The organism is Yersinia sp. 2466 StPb PI, from assembly GCF_041538325.1.
GTDB lineage: Bacteria > Pseudomonadota > Gammaproteobacteria > Enterobacterales > Enterobacteriaceae > Yersinia > Yersinia enterocolitica_E.
In genome coordinates this window covers 4,172,586-4,188,698 of sequence record NZ_JAULSL010000001.1, presented here as the reverse complement: position 1 = coordinate 4,188,698, position 16,113 = coordinate 4,172,586, and the positions used below count along the sequence as shown (strand labels likewise).

The window sequence follows — 16,113 nt, the reverse complement described above, 5'->3', positions numbered from 1 at the left end:
ACACTATTGCTAAATAAGCAACAAAGCCCTCTATTTAAACCTTTTAAGCTGTAAATGTGCGAAGCTCCCCGCATTGGATTTCATATGACAGAAACAGCAGAACAACAGTTTTGAGGCAGCTCTCAGAACGAAGTTAATACCTGGTAGCATATAGCTGCGTACCAAGTTATAGCGGTACACTGCTTGTCTTTTAGCGACACTCGTTTACTCAGGTCAGCGCCATTATGTCCCCTCATACTTTGCTCGTGATTGATGATGATGAAGAGATCCGCAGCTTGCTGACGGAATACTTCACTAAAGCGAATTTTCGTGTGCTTTCGCTACCTGATGGCGAACATTTGCTGACAACATTGAAGCAGGAGTCCGTGGATTTAGTCATTTTGGATGTCATGTTGCCTGGTGATGACGGCTTCACCCTTTGCCGCAAAGCACGGCAAGTATCGGCAGTGCCGATCATCATGTTGACGGCGGCATCTGATGAAAGTGACAAAGTGATTGGGTTAGAGCTAGGCGCAGATGATTATCTGGCTAAACCGTTCAGTGCCCGCGAGTTGCTGGCGCGAGTTAAGGCGTTATTACGCCGTAATCAAATTGTGCAAAGCCCCGGCACTGAGGCACGATTTTTGTGTTTTAACGGCTGGAAACTGGATTTAGTTCGGCGGGAGCTTATTGATCCGCAAAAGCAGAGTGAGCCGTTGTCGGGGATTGAATTTACGTTGCTCTCGTTATTTTTACGTCATCCCAATCAGATCCTCGACCGGGATCAAATCTCTGAGATAACCCGCCGACGGGAAAATAACCCTTTGGAGCGGGGGATTGATGTGCAAATCAGCCGCTTACGTCAGCGTCTACAAGATAGCCAGCGCTTACTACTGCGTACCCTGCGTAATCAGGGTTACATGCTGTGTTGTGATGTTACCCGTGAATATTGATTCGGGCCGTTATGTCCGTTGGCTACAGGATATGTTCCGGCCACTCTGGCCGCGTTCACTTTTGAGCCGCATGCTGTGCATGCTGGTGATTGCCCTGCTGCTGGCAGAAAGTATCTCTGGTTCAATTTGGTATCGTCAGTTTAGTCTGCGCAATCAGGCCAGTCTGGAAAGTACTATCAAAGGGCTGGTGCAAGGGATGCTGACTAGCTACAACTTTATGTCATCTCTGCCGTATAACTACCGCCATTTAGTGTTGCAACAACAATTGGCGTTAGGTGGCTCGCAGTTTTTTATTTCGATCAATAACCATGTATTGGATGAAGTGCAATTGCTGAACAGTCAGGCCGCCAGAACCGTGGTCTCGCAGGCAAAACAAGAACTGCGAACACAATTAGGGGAACGGCAGGCGGCGATTATCTCCCTGACACCCGCAGATCAACTAAAAGTTTTTAACGCTGGAGTTCTGGTTGATAATCTCCCCCCTGCCTGGGTACGTTTTGGTATCACTACATCCCATAAAGATGCGCCAGTATTAGTCATTCAGTTACAACTGAATTCCAATGAATGGCTGTTTCTGGCAGCACCACTGCCACCGCCTTATGATCAGTTAGAAAGCCCGTTGTTTAGCCTGCGTCAGGTCGGCTTTACTCTGTGTAGTTTGCTTCTGGTTTTACTTTTTACCTGGTGGCTGATTCGGCGTGAACTGAAACCATTAGCACGGCTAGCCCATGGCGCACTTGAACTCAATAGTTCACTGGACAGTGAACCATTGCCAGAGGAAGGCAGTGCAGAATTGGTTACCGCGACCCGTTCTTTCAATCAAATGCAAAGCCGTCTGCGCGCTTACCTGCATAATCGTGAAATGCTATTTATCGCTATCAGTCATGACTTGAAAACCCCGCTAACCCGCCTACGGTTGCGGGTAGAAATGCTAGAAGATGAGACTTTGGGGAAAAAATTTGAACGGGATGTCGCTGACTTGGAAATGATGGTCAAAGGCGCACTGCAAAGTATGAAGGATACTGATTTACATGAAAATATGGAGTCCATAGATATCATGAATTTGCTAAGGCAAACGATGGACGCCTATCTCAATGTTACTGTTTCCGGTAAAGCCAGCCCGATCTTTGGCCGCCCTCTGGCGATTAAGCGCCTACTTAATAACATCGTGGAGAATGGGCTGAACTATGGGCAGCGAGTAGAAATAATCCTGTCAGATCACCGAGATTACATCATGCTGTTTATCCGTGATTTTGGCCCCGGAATTCTCGAGGAGCAGTGGGAGAAAGTATTTAAGCCTTACTATCGTTTGCAACAGGATAACCGTGGCAGTGGGTTGGGGCTTGCTATCTCACGTAGCATTGCCAGAGCACATGGTGGTGAAGTGACATTACGTAATCATCCCGCCAGTGGGCTGATAGTTGAAGTCCGTTTACAACGCTATAACTGAGTCTAATACGCATGTTAAAGACACTATCTCTTATTTTTCTGCTGTTGGTCGCGACCAATGCCACTGCCGTTAACGTTGAAGTCCTGCATTATTGGACTTCATCCAGTGAGCAGGCGGCACTGTTATCGGTAAAACAGGCGCTGGCCGAAAAAGGGGATAACTGGCAAGATTTTGCTGTTGCTGGTGGTGCAGGAGAGAGTGCATACAGTGTATTGCAAACGCGTGCTATTGCCGGTAACCCTCCCGGGGCGGCGTTACTAGAAGGTAAGGCTATTGAGGAGTGGGCCAGACTGGGTTTTCTCTCTAGCCCTTATACGCCGGAGCAAACCGTTGAGTGGGATCAGGCTTTGCCTCTCGCCATCAAAGCCAACATTAAATATCGTGGTGAGTATGTTGCCGTACCGGTAAACATACATCGTATCAATTGGATGTGGATTAACCCGAAACCTTTCGCCAAATTGAAATTAGCCGTACCTACCACATGGGATGAGTTTTTTGCCGTAGCCGATAAGTTACAAGCTGCCGGGTACATTCCATTGGCACATGGCGGGCAGGCATGGCAGGACGCCACGGTGTTTGAGAATCTGCTGTTAGGCATGGAAGGCGGGGAATTCTACCGCCAGGTGTTTATGGAACAGCGCAGTAGTGCCATCACCAGCGAGAAGATGGTGCGAGTGCTGGAAAAGTTTCGCAAGCTTAAAGGTTATATCGACCCCGATGCCGCCAATCGTCCGTGGCATGAGTCGGTAGAAATGCTGCGCAGTGGTAAAGCTGCCATGATGATTATGGGCGACTGGGCCAAAGGCGAGATGATGCAGGATGGTGATAATCCCGGCCAAGCGTTTTTGTGTGCGCTGGCTCCCGGTACTCAGGGCTATTTTATTTATAACACGGACAGCTTTGCTATTTTGCAGCAAAACGGTAATCCAGTCGTGGTATCGGGCCAGCGCCATTTGGCTGATGTACTGATGGATAAGCAGTTTCAGGTTACGTTTAATAAACTAAAAGGCTCGATCCCCGCCCGAATGGATGTTTCTTTGCAGGATTTTGACTCCTGCGCGCAGCAGTCAGGCAAGGCGTTCCGCCAGGCGGAGGCCTCGGGTAAATTGCTGCCGAGTATGGCGCATTCGATGGCGACAGATGCACAAACCAAAGAGATCTTCTTCCACGTACTGAACTCCTTTTTTATCCATCCAGAGCAGACTCCGCAGCAGGCTGTGCAGCAGCTCAATACTGCCTTAATCGCGGTAAAATCTTAAGTTCAAGGCGTCAAAGCAGTACGCGCAAAATTAGAGAGTGCGAAAATAATTAGACCGTTAGCAATGTTAGCCAATGCTATTTAGCTTTTCCACCACCTCAGCGGAGAGTATCAATTCAGCACTGGCCAGGTTCTCCTGTAAATGTTGCGGTGATGACGTGCCAGGGATGAGCATGATATTTGGAGAGCGTTGCAGCAGCCAGGCAAGCGCAACCTGCATTGGCGTGGCCCCCAGTGACTGTGCGACTTCACTGAGTTGTGTCGACTGCAATGGTGTGAAGCCACCGAGCGGGAAAAAAGGAACCCAGGCGATATTCTGTGCAGCAAGCTCGTCGACAAGTAGGTCGTCATTGCGATTTGCCAGATTATACAAGTTCTGTACGCAGACAATGGGGGTGATTTTTTGGGCATCGGCGACCTGTTTTGCTGTCACGTTACTCAATCCAATATGGCGAATCAGCCCTCGCGCTTGCAGTTTGACCAGTGTCTCAAGGGGGGCGGCCAAGGAACCTTCTGCCGGTTGGTGGACAGCAAACATGCTACGCAAATTCACGACTTCCAACACATCAAGCCCAAGGTGACGTAGATTATCTTCGACCGCGCGGGTGAGTTCATCGGCGCTGAATGCCGGTAGCCAGTTCCCCGTCTTATCGCGTAGTGCGCCCACCTTGGTAACAATACACAGATCATTAGGATAAGGATGGAGGGCTCGTTTAATTAATTGGTTAGTAATATGCGGCCCATAAAAATCACTGGTATCAATATGTTGGACCCCTGATTTGATGGCGTCGCGCAACACCTGAATCGCCTGAGATTCATTCGAGGGTGGGCCAAATACACCTGGGCCAGCCAGTTGCATCGCGCCATAGCCGAGGCGATTAATCTGCCGATCGCCAAGTCGATAAGTAAGAGTACGTTGTGACATGGGATATCTCCTGAGTAAGTAACGCAATGATTGTAGCTGGCTTATAGCTGTGCAACTATCTGGCTAAATGAAGACAAGTTGTACGGAGTGGCGGACAATGCAAATTGATATTGCACTGCTTCATGCGGTGGTCGCGGTGGCAAAAGCGGGCGGATTTCGTGAGGCTGCACGCATGATAGGCAGTAATCCTTCGTATCTCAGCGATGCGGTGCGGCGGGTGGAACAGCAACTGGGTGTCCGGCTATTTCATCGAACCACTCGAACGGTGGCATTGACTGAGGTAGGTAGAGCACTGATGGAGCGGTTAATGCCTGCGATGAGCGAAGTTGATGCTGCACTGGATATTGTTAATCGCTTTCGTGATACCCCGTCGGGCACATTACGTCTAAATGTCCCTGTTAGTGCTGCGCGGCTGGTGTTGCCTGCCATTGTTCCTACTTTTTTGAAACGTTATCCAGACATTCAGTTAGAAGTGGTGGCCGAAAGCAACGTGCAGGACGTATTCCGTGATGGCTGCGATGCGGGTATCCGCTATGATGAATGTCTCGAGCAGGATGTAATTGCGCTTCCGATAGGAAAACGTCAGCAGCGCTTTGCTGTTGCCGCAGCTCCTGAGTATCTCGACCTGCATGGTCGGCCGGAACATCCGAGCGAACTCCTTAACCACCTCTGTATTCGTGGCCGTTATGCCAGCGGCATAGTGCCTGAATGGGAGTTTGAGCGAGACGGCGAGGTGGTGCGAGTTAAGCCAAATGGCCCGCTAATGGTTAGCATTGGTGCTGCCGTTGACCTTGCGGTGGCAACGGCGATTGCTGGCGGTGGGATAATCTATCTATTTGAAGAGTGGCTGCGACCCGCGATTGAACGTGGCGAACTTGAAGCAATTCTAACCCCCTGGTGGCAGCAGTTTTCAGGCCCATATCTGTACTATCCCGACCGTCGTCTTATCCCTTCACCACTCAAAGCGTTTATTGATTTTATCCGCGAACTAAATGGTTAACCATTTAGCGCCGCCATTATCTGGCGTCTGAAGCCAACCGGGTGATCATCAGGGTCTTAAGATAATCCGTCGCTTGAGTTTCAGCCCCCTGATCTATTTTGAATTATGGGATTATTAAATTCCCTCCGGCTCGTCATTTTCCTCATTGTTGGGTGTTTCACTGTCAACGACAAAATGAACGATTCCCCGCTTTCCCGCCGCCAGTGCCTGTTGAACCAATTCGCGGGCTGTAGGGATTTCATCTCGGTCTAGCACTGTTTCCGCCAGCATCTGCATATTGGTACCAGTAATCACTTCAAATTGAGGTTGATGCACACTCAATTGGACTGCACTGCGAAATGGGGAACCCCCGAGCAAGTCGGTGAAGAACACCACACCGTGCTCAACAGGTAATGTATCCAGTGCCTGCTGTAACGCATGGTCTAGCTGTTGAGTACTCATACCGACCGGAAAGTCGACCGCAATGATTTGCGGTTGTGGGCCAATGACTTGTTCCACCGCGTTATACAATCCACTGGCAAAACGCCCATGGCCGGTGATGATAATGCTTACCATAAAAGGTCCTTGGGCGCTGGCCGTTAGCCAGCGCATTAAAGATTGAGACTGATTGAGGTGCTACAACACACCGAGCCATGACAGTGCGATAGACAATACAAAAGTCACCAGAATGAGCGTAACCGGGCTGACTTTCTTGGCGCGCAACAGGTAATACATCAGCAAGGTGTAGACCATGGGCAGCAGATTTGGGAAGACTTTGTCAAAGAAGGCTTCCTGAATAGAGACCTCGTGGCCCGCGGTCACCGCGACTTTTGCCGCCACGGTAATATGGACATACGAAGCAATCAGCCCACCAACGACTGTCACACCAAGGATGGTCGCTGCTCTGGAAATAGCCCCCGAACTGGCACGCAGTTTATCGATGGCTCTTACCCCCAAGGTGTAGCCCAGATGGGTCCATACCACGCGCAGTAAAAATAGCGCCAGATAAACCACGAAGAAGATGATTGGCCCCAAAATACTGCCCTGACTGGCAAAAGAGGCACAAACCCCCGCGACAATCGGCAATAAAGTGAACCAGAAAATAGCATCACCAATTCCCGCCAGTGGCCCGAACAACGCCACTTTCAACCCTTTGATCAGGTCTCGACTTTCGTGGCGTTCCTCCAGAGAGATCAGTAACCCCATCAGGAAACCAACCGCATTGGTGTTGGTATTAATAAACTCCAGATTATCTTTCATGGCGGCAGACAGAGCGGCTTTGTCATTGCCATAAATCTTCTTCAGCAACGGGGCTTGTGCACTAGCAAAACCAGTCGCCTGCATACGTTCGTAGTTAAAACCGGACTGTAACAGTGCTGACCGAAAACCCAATTTGGTGATATCCCGGCGCGTCAACTTGGTGGTTGGTTCAGTGTTGGTATCTGTCGTTGTTGGCAAGGTATTAGATTCCATCATTCATCTCCTCAGGAGCGGCAGCAGCATGGGCGGCTTTTTTCTGTTGGTTGTAATATTCGTAGATAGCGAAAGCCGTTCCCAGTAGCGCAACAGGCAACAGATTCTGTACCGGTATAAAGGTGACAAACAGGAAACCAATAATAAAGAAAGGGGTGAACGGGGTTTTCATCATAACTTTCAACAGTAAGCCGAAACCAACCGCAGGCAAGATACCACCGGCAACCTCAAAGCCATGAGTCAACCAGACTGGCATTGATCGTACCAGGCTTTGCATCGCGCCCTGTGAAACGTAAGCGCACAAGAATGTCACGGCGGCATAAGTCACAGCAACAATGGCGGTTAACAACAAGTTCAGCCGCCCGAGAGCTGCGCCATCAGCTTCTTCTGCATAACGGTCAGCCTTCTGCATAAAGAAGGAAAATGCTGAGTAATAGAACAAAATGATGTATTGCATTAAGAAGCTAAAGGGCAGGCCCAGTCCGATGGCCGTTTTCGCGTCGACACCGGTGCTGTGGGCAATCACGGTCGTCATAATACCTGCCAACACTGGGTTTGGTGGTTGGGTACCGCCAATCGGGGTCAGGCCAGTAAAGGCCAGTTCGGTCAATGCACCGGTAATCAAACCCGTTTGGATATCACCGAGAATGGCACCCGTTAAGGTACAAACGATTAGCGGGCGGAAGATATACAACGCTTCCAACCAAAAATCGATCCCGACAATCAGTGCCATGATTGCCAGCCCAATACCTTGCATCATTGTTATTTCATGCATAAATAATTCCGTCACCAAAGGCGTTGTAGGGCAGGGTATTATCGGATTAAGTCCGAGACTCTCAGATTGCTATACCCTGATGCGGCGGCTTTTTACTGGACTTTATCTTTGCCGTCACTCGGTGTGTCCTGAATAAAGACATTTACGTTATGCTGTTGAATTGCGTGCAGGTTGGCCAGATCGTTATCATCGACATACACTTTTTTGGTTAGCGGACGTTTGCCTTCCGAAAAATGCATATTCCCGACGTTCACGTCGCGGATAGGTACCCCGCCCTCAACCAAGCGGCGAGCTTCATCCGGTGTGCGACAGACGATAAAAATCTTCTGTTCAGCAGAGGCTTTACCAATAACATCAATGGTTTTCTGGATGGAGAAGAAACGGATCCCTAACCCCATGGACTCGGCGGTCATCGACATAATTTGCTGTTGGAGTTTGTCCTGCGCGACACCGTCGTCGGCAACTAATAACAGGTTTGCCCCAAGAGATGAGGACCACGCCACGCCGACCTGACCGTGAACTAACCGGTTATCGATGCGTAACAGCAGAATGTTGGGTGATGCCATGGGTATTCTCCTACTTCTATTGCAAGCGAAACGACATTGACTGCAAGCAAAAACGACATTGTCGCTGTGTGTTGATTTGCACGCCGTCGTCCCAACCACCGTTATCGGGGGAGCAAGTAAAAGTGGAAGGAAGTCCAGCGCATAGCCAGTATATGAAGGGAAGAGAAGCGGTAGGCTACATGATGATATCGTTTTGTTACCCCGTTGATAGAAAGGGCGGCAGATGTTGCAAGCTTGAAAGATAATGCTGTAAAGCTGAAAGATTGAGTTTATCTGTGGGTTGTGACAGTAACCCCGCAGATGAGGTACTATCGCGGGCAGAAATCGACAATGAACTTGCGGTGCCGATCCGCTGAAGCCAGTGATCGCCATCCCAGAGTCTGAGGATAATTGAGTAATGAGTGATTTGACTCATGACGGTGCAGAACGCTTACCGCTGCACACCTTTACTGAAAACGCCTATCTGAACTATTCCATGTACGTCATCATGGATCGGGCGTTGCCGTTTATCGGCGATGGTTTGAAACCGGTACAACGGCGTATTGTCTATGCGATGTCCGAGCTGGGGCTAAACAATAGCGCCAAATTCAAGAAATCAGCTCGTACCGTGGGTGACGTGTTAGGTAAATACCATCCACATGGTGACAGTGCTTGCTATGAAGCGATGGTATTGATGGCGCAGCCTTTCTCCTATCGCTATCCGCTGGTGGATGGGCAAGGGAACTGGGGGGCACCGGATGACCCTAAATCCTTTGCCGCCATGCGTTACACCGAATCTCGTTTATCCAAATACGCTGAAGTTTTACTGGGCGAACTGGGGCAGGGGACGGTTGACTGGGTGCCAAACTTCGACGGCACCATGCAGGAGCCGAAAATGCTGCCTGCGCGCCTGCCTAATATTCTGCTAAATGGTACTACGGGCATCGCCGTCGGTATGGCAACCGATATTCCGCCACATAACGTGCGTGAGATTGCACAGGCGGTACTGGCACTGATTGATAAACCCACGGCTTCACTGGAAGAGTTGCTGGAGTTTGTACAAGGGCCGGATTTCCCAACTGAAGCCGAAATTATCACGCCGCGTGATGAAATTCGTAAAATTTACCAGAATGGCCGTGGTTCAGTCCGTATGCGGGCATTGTGGAAGAAAGAAGACGGCAGCGCGGTAATTACTGCGTTACCGCATCAGGTTTCTGGTGCCAAAGTGCTGGAACAGATCGCCAGCCAGATGCGCGCCAAGAAATTGCCAATGGTTGAGGATTTACGCGATGAATCTGACCATGAAAACCCTACACGTCTGGTAATAGTTCCACGTACCAACCGGGTCGATCTGGATCAAGTGATGAACCACCTGTTCGCTACCACTGATCTGGAAAGAAGTTATCGTATCAATATGAATATGATCGGTCTGGATCATCGCCCATCAGTGAAAGGGCTATTAGAGATCCTGACTGAGTGGCTGGTATTCCGCCGCCAAACGGTACGTAACCGCCTGAATTACCGCTTGGAAAAGGTACTGAAACGGCTGCATATTTTAGAAGGTTTATTGATTGCCTTCCTTAATATTGATGAAGTTATTCATATCATCCGCACCGAAGATGAGCCAAAGCCACTGCTGATGCAGCATTTTGCCATTTCGGAAACGCAGGCTGAAGCTATCCTCGAATTGAAACTTCGCCATTTAGCCAAATTGGAAGAGGTGAAGATTCGTGGCGAGCAGGATGAATTAGCCAAAGAGCGTGATCAACTACAGGCATTGTTAGCATCAGAACGTAAACTCAACACGCTGATTAAGAAAGAGATTCAAGCTGACGCGGCCGCTTACGGTGATGATCGCCGTTCACCATTGACCGAACGTGGTGAAGCCAAAGCGATGAGCGAACATGACATTGTCCCTTCAGAGCCGGTTACCATTGTACTGTCTGAAATGGGTTGGGTGCGCAGTGCCAAAGGCCATGATATTGATCCGAGTGGATTGAGTTATAAAGCGGGTGATAGTTTCCGTGCTGCGGCTCGCGGTATGAGTAACCAACCGGTGGTGTTTATTGACTCAACTGGCCGTAGTTATGCATTGGATCCGCTGACCTTGCCTTCTGCGCGTGGGCAAGGGGAGCCACTGACCGGTAAGCTGACTCCGCCGCCGGGAGCAACCATTGAACAGGTATTGATGGCACCGGATGACCAGAAATTATTGATGGCATCGGATGCCGGTTATGGCTTCGTCTGTACCTTTAATGATTTAGTTGCTAAAAACCGTGCAGGTAAGACCATGATAACCTTGCCGGAAAATGCCAAAGCGTTGACGCCGTTAGAAATTCATGGGCCGGATGACATGTTGTTATCTATTACTGCCGCCGGTCGTATGTTGATGTTCCCGGTCGCGGATCTGCCTGAGTTATCAAAAGGTAAGGGTAATAAGATAGTCTCCATCCCATCGGCACAAGCGGCTGCGGGTGAAGATCGTCTGGCATGGTTGTTTGTCCTGCCACCTCAGACCTCCATCACTCTTCATTTTGGTAAACGTAAGTTCACCTTGCGCCCAGAAGACTTACAGAAATTCCGGGCAGAGCGGGGTCGGAAAGGTTCGCCGTTACCACGTGGCTTGCAGCGTATTGATCGGGTTGATGTTGATGCGCCGTCAGTACCAACCAATACCGAAGAGTAATCGTCGCTAGAAATGAATGACCACCCGGCTTGAGTTGCTGTGGTGGTCATTATTATATTGTTAGTCAGGCATCACCCCGTGAATGTAATCGATGGCAGGCGCAATTTGCGTGCGTTGTCGCGTTACATAATTATGGCGATGAATCTGCGCGGTATTTTGTGGGTAAGCCGTTATACTAGCGTCGATCGCATGTCTAAGAGTGAGTGTTTAAGAGGTTGTTATGCTATTAATTTTGCGCACGGTGCTGGCAGTTTTATATTGTATTCTGGTGTGTGTGTTTGGTTCGATTTATTGCCTGTTTAGGCCGCGAAACCCACGTAATCTTGCGACGTTTGCGCATCTGTTCGGTCGGATGTCGGTATTGTTCGGGATTACAGTTGAACAACGTATCCCCAAGGAAGCGGCGGACTACGGTACCTGTATTTATATCGCCAACCATCAAAATAATTACGATATGGTCACCATGTCGAATGTGGTTCAGTCCGGTACGGTCACGGTGGGTAAAAAGAGCCTGCTATGGGTGCCTCTGTTTGGCCCGCTATATTGGCTGACTGGTAACTTGCTGATTGATCGTGATAACCGCGCCAAGGCGCATGGCACTATTGCTCAGGTGGTTGAGCAGGTCAAAAAAAGAAATGTTTCTATCTGGATGTTCCCAGAAGGTACACGTAGCCGTGGCCGTGGGTTATTGCCATTTAAGACCGGTGCTTTCCATGCCGCTATAGCTGCTGGTGTGCCTATTGTGCCTATTTGCGTGTCCAGCACCAATAATATCAATTTAAACCGCTGGTCAAATGGCAAAGTCATTGTAGAGATAATGCCGCCCGTTGATACCAGTGGCTATGGCAAAGAGCGCGTGCGTGAATTATCGGAACATTGCCGCAACCTGATGCTGGCTAAAATTGAGCAGCTCGATGCCGAAATTGCCCAACAGGCAGAGCAGCAAGCGGCGGGAAAATAATACTATTGGCTTTTATTGATAGGTTATTGCGCGGCTTGTTTTGCTTAAAGTAAATTTTGGATTTCCATTTAAACGACTCTGGTCGTGAGCGTTTTGCCGTCCTTCAGCGTTATTCGCAGTCAGGCAAAATTTTGCAGTAGGTTTGATTGTGGTTTTCACGGAGAAGATATGTCACTCAGTCGTCGCCAGTTCATTCAGGCTACGAGCTTAGCGCTAGGCGCAGGTTCGCTGCCATTGAGGGCACAGGCTAATAGTACCCAGCAACCCCCATTACCGGTTCCACCCTTATTGGAGTCTCGTCGTGGGCAACCGCTGTTTTTGACGCTACAGCGTGCACATTGGGCATTCAGTGGCGGTCAAAAAGCCGCAGTCTGGGGGATTAACGGCATGTATCTGGGGCCGACAGTCAGGGTTTTCAGCGGCGATGATGTGAAGCTGATTTATAGCAACCGTCTGGCTGAACCGGTATCCATGACAATCAGTGGGTTGCAGGTTCCTGGTACTCTAATGGGTGGCGCGGCACGTATGATCTCCCCTGGTGTTGACTGGTCGCCGGTATTGCCGGTACGGCAAGCGGCCGCAACCTGTTGGTACCACGCCAATACCCCTAACCGTATGGCACCTCATGTATATAACGGGCTGGCAGGGATGTGGCTGGTGGAAGATGAAGTCAGTAAAGCGATGCCATTGCCGAGTCATTATGGTGTCGATGATTTCCCGATTATTATTCAGGACAAGCGGCTTGATAATTTTGGCGTGCCTGAATATGACCCGCCAGCCAAAGGTGGCTTTGTTGGCGATACATTGCTGGTCAATGGGGTGCAAAGCCCGTTTGTCGAAGTCTCTCGTGGTTGGGTTCGATTACGTCTATTAAATGCCTCTAACGCTCGTCGCTACATCTTGCAACTCAGTGATGGCCGCCCTTTGCATGTTGTTGCCAGTGATCAGGGTTTCTTGCCTGCGCCCGTGGCCGTACAGCAGCTTTCGCTGGCTCCCGGTGAGCGGCGCGAAGTGGTGATTGATATGTCACAAGGCAATGAAGTCTCCATCACGGCGGGTGAATCTGCCGGTATCATGGATAGGCTCCGTGGGCTGTTCGAACCCTCAAGTATTTTGATTTCTACGCTAGTGCTAACATTAAAACCAACCGGTTTATTGCCGCTGGTGACCGATAATCTGCCGATGCGTTTATTAGCCGACCAGATTTTGGACGGCAACGTGATTCGTTCCCGTGAGTTCCGTTTGGGTGATGATTTACCGGGCATTAACGGTGCTATTTGGGATATGAGCCGTGTGGATGCTCAGGCCCAGCAAGGGACTTGGGAGCGCTGGACTCTGTATGCCGACATGCCACAGGCATTCCATATTCAAGGGGTCTCCTTCCTGGTGAAGAATGTCAACGGCGCGCCGGCGATGGCCGAGGATCGCGGCTGGAAGGATACTGTTTGGGTTGATGGTGATGTAGAGCTACTGGTGTATTTCAATCAGGTTTCCTCTGAGCACTTCCCGTTCTTGTACTACAGCCAGACACTTGAGATGGCGGATCGTGGCTCTGCGGGGCAGTTAGTGACACAGGCCGCACCAACACTTGGGTAAGGCGTTAGGTTAAGGGTTACCGGGTTCGGTTGATATAAGATTAGTGCTTACTTGGCCTCAGATGAGCAAAGAGCGAATATCAACCGCAACCTAATCCACTCTACATTCACTCACTTGATGGTGTGAGCCTGGTAATCAAAAGATATATCCTTCCTCTTTACGTGGAGAAATGCGTATAATCGCCGCCCGGTGATGATTTCTTAACCCGAACCACCTCAACTTTCCTCAATTCAAAGAGTGTTGCCATGAGTACCAGCTTGATCCAACCAGAACGTGACCTGTTTTCCTATCAGCCTTATTGGGCTGAATGTTATGGCACCGCGCCATTCTTACCCATGTCACGGGAGGAAATGGATATATTGGGCTGGGACAGTTGCGACATTATTGTTGTCACCGGCGATGCCTATGTGGATCACCCCAGCTTTGGCATGGCGATCATTGGTCGTATGCTGGAGGCGCAAGGCTTCCGGGTTGGAATTATTGCTCAGCCGGACTGGACCAATAAAAACGATTTCATGCGGTTGGGTGAACCCAATCTGTTCTTCGGCGTTACGGCTGGCAACATGGACTCGATGATCAACCGTTATACAGCCGATCGTAAGTTGCGCCACGATGATGCCTATACGCCGGATAATCAAAGCGGTAAGCGACCTGATCGGGCCACTTTAGTCTATAGCCAGCGCTGCAAAGAAGCGTATAGCCATGTGCCGGTATTGCTCGGCGGTATTGAGGCCAGCTTGCGCCGCATTGCTCATTATGACTATTGGTCTGATACTGTGCGCCGTTCGGTTATCGTGGATGCCAAAGCGGACATGTTGGTCTACGGCAATGGCGAACGGCCTTTGGTTGAAGTGGCTCATCGCCTGGCGGCGGGTGAGAAAATTGCCGATATTCAGGATGTTCGCAACACGGTTGTGATGCGCAAAACTGCATTACCGGGCTGGAGTGGGGTTGATTCTACTCGCCTGGACAAACCGGGGCGTATTGAAGCCATTCCCAATCCGTACGGTGAAGATCTGCCGTGCGCCACTGATAGCATTCCTGAATCCGAAGCTAAACCGGTTACTGTTCGTGCCGCCAAACCCAAACCATGGGAAAAGACCTACGTCTTGCTGCCTTCTTATGAAAAAGTGAAGGCAGACAAAGTGTTATATGCCCACACCTCGCGGATTTTGCATCATGAAACCAACCCCGGTTGTGCACGGGCCTTGATGCAAAAACATGGTGATCGCTATATTTGGATTAACCCACCGGCTATTCCACTGAGTACGGAAGAGATGGACAGCGTGTTTGCGCTACCCTACCAGCGTGTGCCGCACCCAGCCTATGGCAAATCGCCGATCCCCGCCTATGACATGATTCGCTTCTCGATCAACATTATGCGTGGTTGCTATGGCGGCTGTTCATTCTGCTCTATCACTGAGCATGAAGGGCGTATTATTCAAAGCCGCTCTGAAGATTCTATTATTCGTGAAATCGAAGAGATTCGCGACAAAGTCCCTGGTTTTACCGGTATTATCTCTGATCTTGGTGGCCCAACGGCTAACATGTATATGCTGCGCTGCCAGTCGCCGAGGGCAGAACAGACCTGTCGGCGTGCATCCTGTGTTTATCCTGAGATTTGCCCGCATATGGATACTAACCATCAGCCGACTATCTCTTTGTACCGCCGGGCGCGTGATCTTAAAGGGATTAAAAAGATCCTGATCGCCTCGGGGGTCCGCTATGACTTAGCAGTAGAAGATCCGCGCTATATCAAAGAATTAGCCAGCCATCATGTGGGTGGATATTTGAAAATTGCACCGGAACACACCGAGGAAGGGCCACTTTCCAAAATGATGAAACCGGGAATGGGCAGCTATCAACGCTTTAAAGAGTTGTTTGATACCTATTCCAAGCAGGCAGGTAAAGAGCAGTATTTGATCCCTTATTTCATCTCTGCCCATCCGGGCACTGAGGATAAAGATATGGTCAATTTGGCGCTATGGCTGAAGAAAAACCGTTTCCGTCTGGATCAGGTACAGAACTTCTACCCGTCGCCACTGGCTAACTCTACGACCATGTATTACACCGGTAAAAATCCGCTGGCGAAAGTGGATTATAAAAGTGAAGACGTCGTTGTACCGAAAGGGGATCGCCAGCGGCGGTTACATAAGGCCTTGCTGCGTTATCATGATCCGGCTAACTGGCCAATGATCCGTACTGCATTAGAGGAGATGGGGTTGCAACATCTGATTGGCGGCCGCCGGGAATGCCTGGTTCCGGCAGCGACAATCGAGGAACAACGTGAAGCTCGTCGGGCGCTGCGCCACCATACTCCGGCCCTGACGAAGCACACTGCTATCACCCGCCAGCGTCAGCCAGGTAGCCGAAGCACAACGTCTGCTATCAGCAAAAAACCGCAGGTTGCCAGTAGCACGCCAGTGGCAAAACCGTCAGTAAGCAAAACTGGGGCGAGAAAATCCCCGGCAAATCAGACGGCTGCCGGCGCAAAGGGCAAAGCTAAGCATCATTAAACTGAATACATCGCCTT

General features: G+C 50.0%; 13 protein-coding genes. 8 read left to right on the top strand and 5 right to left on the bottom strand.

What is annotated here, in order from left to right:
• The first annotated feature begins 224 nt into the window (after nucleotides 1-224).
• From Q2T72_RS18935 to Q2T72_RS18925, 3 genes are read left to right on the top strand one after another with little or no spacing between them, the layout of a single operon-like run.
• Nucleotides 225-932, top strand: coding sequence for a response regulator (locus Q2T72_RS18935; RefSeq protein ID WP_050086662.1), 708 nt, complete (start codon nucleotides 225-227; stop codon nucleotides 930-932).
• On the top strand, nucleotides 913-2,382 hold the full coding sequence (locus Q2T72_RS18930; protein ID WP_372569676.1) for an ATP-binding protein: 1,470 nt from the start codon (nucleotides 913-915) through the stop codon (nucleotides 2,380-2,382). The genes Q2T72_RS18935 and Q2T72_RS18930 overlap by 20 nt, the downstream gene beginning before the upstream one ends.
• 11 nt (nucleotides 2,383-2,393) lie before the next feature.
• On the top strand, nucleotides 2,394-3,641 hold the full coding sequence (locus Q2T72_RS18925; RefSeq protein ID WP_083162390.1) for an ABC transporter substrate-binding protein: 1,248 nt from the start codon (nucleotides 2,394-2,396) through the stop codon (nucleotides 3,639-3,641).
• 66 nt (nucleotides 3,642-3,707) lie between these two features.
• On the opposite strand, the gene Q2T72_RS18920 is transcribed toward Q2T72_RS18925, so the two are convergent.
• On the bottom strand, nucleotides 3,708-4,565 hold the full coding sequence (locus Q2T72_RS18920; protein WP_372569675.1) for an aldo/keto reductase family oxidoreductase: 858 nt from the start codon (nucleotides 4,563-4,565) through the stop codon (nucleotides 3,708-3,710).
• 97 nt (nucleotides 4,566-4,662) lie between these two features.
• On the opposite strand from Q2T72_RS18920, the gene Q2T72_RS18915 reads away from it, so the two are divergent.
• Nucleotides 4,663-5,565 (top strand): LysR family transcriptional regulator, encoded by a 903-nt coding sequence (locus Q2T72_RS18915; RefSeq protein ID WP_083162392.1) that lies wholly within the window; start codon nucleotides 4,663-4,665, stop codon nucleotides 5,563-5,565.
• A gap of 114 nt (nucleotides 5,566-5,679) precedes the next feature.
• Here Q2T72_RS18915 and agaF read toward each other — a convergent pair whose 3' ends face one another.
• The 4 genes from agaF to agaB all read right to left on the bottom strand — a co-directional run bounded on the left by agaF (nucleotide 5,680) and on the right by agaB (nucleotide 8,358).
• The gene (gene agaF, locus Q2T72_RS18910; protein WP_083162393.1) at nucleotides 5,680-6,120 is read right to left on the bottom strand and encodes a PTS galactosamine/N-acetylgalactosamine transporter subunit IIA; all 441 of its coding nucleotides are present in this window, start codon (nucleotides 6,118-6,120) and stop codon (nucleotides 5,680-5,682) included.
• A 60-nt stretch (nucleotides 6,121-6,180) separates the two neighbouring features.
• Nucleotides 6,181-7,017, bottom strand: coding sequence for a PTS galactosamine transporter subunit IID (agaD, locus tag Q2T72_RS18905; RefSeq protein ID WP_193784865.1), 837 nt, complete (start codon nucleotides 7,015-7,017; stop codon nucleotides 6,181-6,183).
• Nucleotides 7,007-7,792: a PTS galactosamine transporter subunit IIC gene (gene agaC / locus Q2T72_RS18900; protein WP_083162397.1), complete on the bottom strand. Its 786-nt coding sequence runs from the start codon at nucleotides 7,790-7,792 to the stop codon at nucleotides 7,007-7,009. Before agaC ends, agaD begins: the two co-directional genes overlap by 11 nt.
• A gap of 92 nt (nucleotides 7,793-7,884) precedes the next feature.
• On the bottom strand, nucleotides 7,885-8,358 hold the full coding sequence (gene agaB, locus Q2T72_RS18895; protein ID WP_004390117.1) for a PTS galactosamine transporter subunit IIB: 474 nt from the start codon (nucleotides 8,356-8,358) through the stop codon (nucleotides 7,885-7,887).
• Nucleotides 8,359-8,755: 397 nt separating this feature from the next.
• Between agaB and parC the strand changes: the two genes are divergently transcribed.
• From parC to Q2T72_RS18875, 4 genes are all read left to right on the top strand, one after another.
• A complete protein-coding gene (gene parC, locus Q2T72_RS18890; protein WP_372569674.1) occupies nucleotides 8,756-11,023 on the top strand; it encodes a DNA topoisomerase IV subunit A in 2,268 nt (755 codons plus the stop codon).
• A 220-nt stretch (nucleotides 11,024-11,243) separates the two neighbouring features.
• Nucleotides 11,244-11,984 carry a 1-acylglycerol-3-phosphate O-acyltransferase gene (locus Q2T72_RS18885; protein WP_083162401.1) on the top strand — a complete coding sequence of 247 codons (741 nt, stop codon included), beginning with the start codon at nucleotides 11,244-11,246 and terminating at the stop codon, nucleotides 11,982-11,984.
• Between the two features lie 168 nt (nucleotides 11,985-12,152).
• Nucleotides 12,153-13,580: a cell division protein FtsP gene (ftsP, locus tag Q2T72_RS18880; protein WP_083162403.1), complete on the top strand. Its 1,428-nt coding sequence runs from the start codon at nucleotides 12,153-12,155 to the stop codon at nucleotides 13,578-13,580.
• Between the two features lie 245 nt (nucleotides 13,581-13,825).
• On the top strand, nucleotides 13,826-16,096 hold the full coding sequence (locus Q2T72_RS18875; RefSeq protein ID WP_083162405.1) for a YgiQ family radical SAM protein: 2,271 nt from the start codon (nucleotides 13,826-13,828) through the stop codon (nucleotides 16,094-16,096).
• Nucleotides 16,097-16,113: the final 17 nt, after the last annotated feature.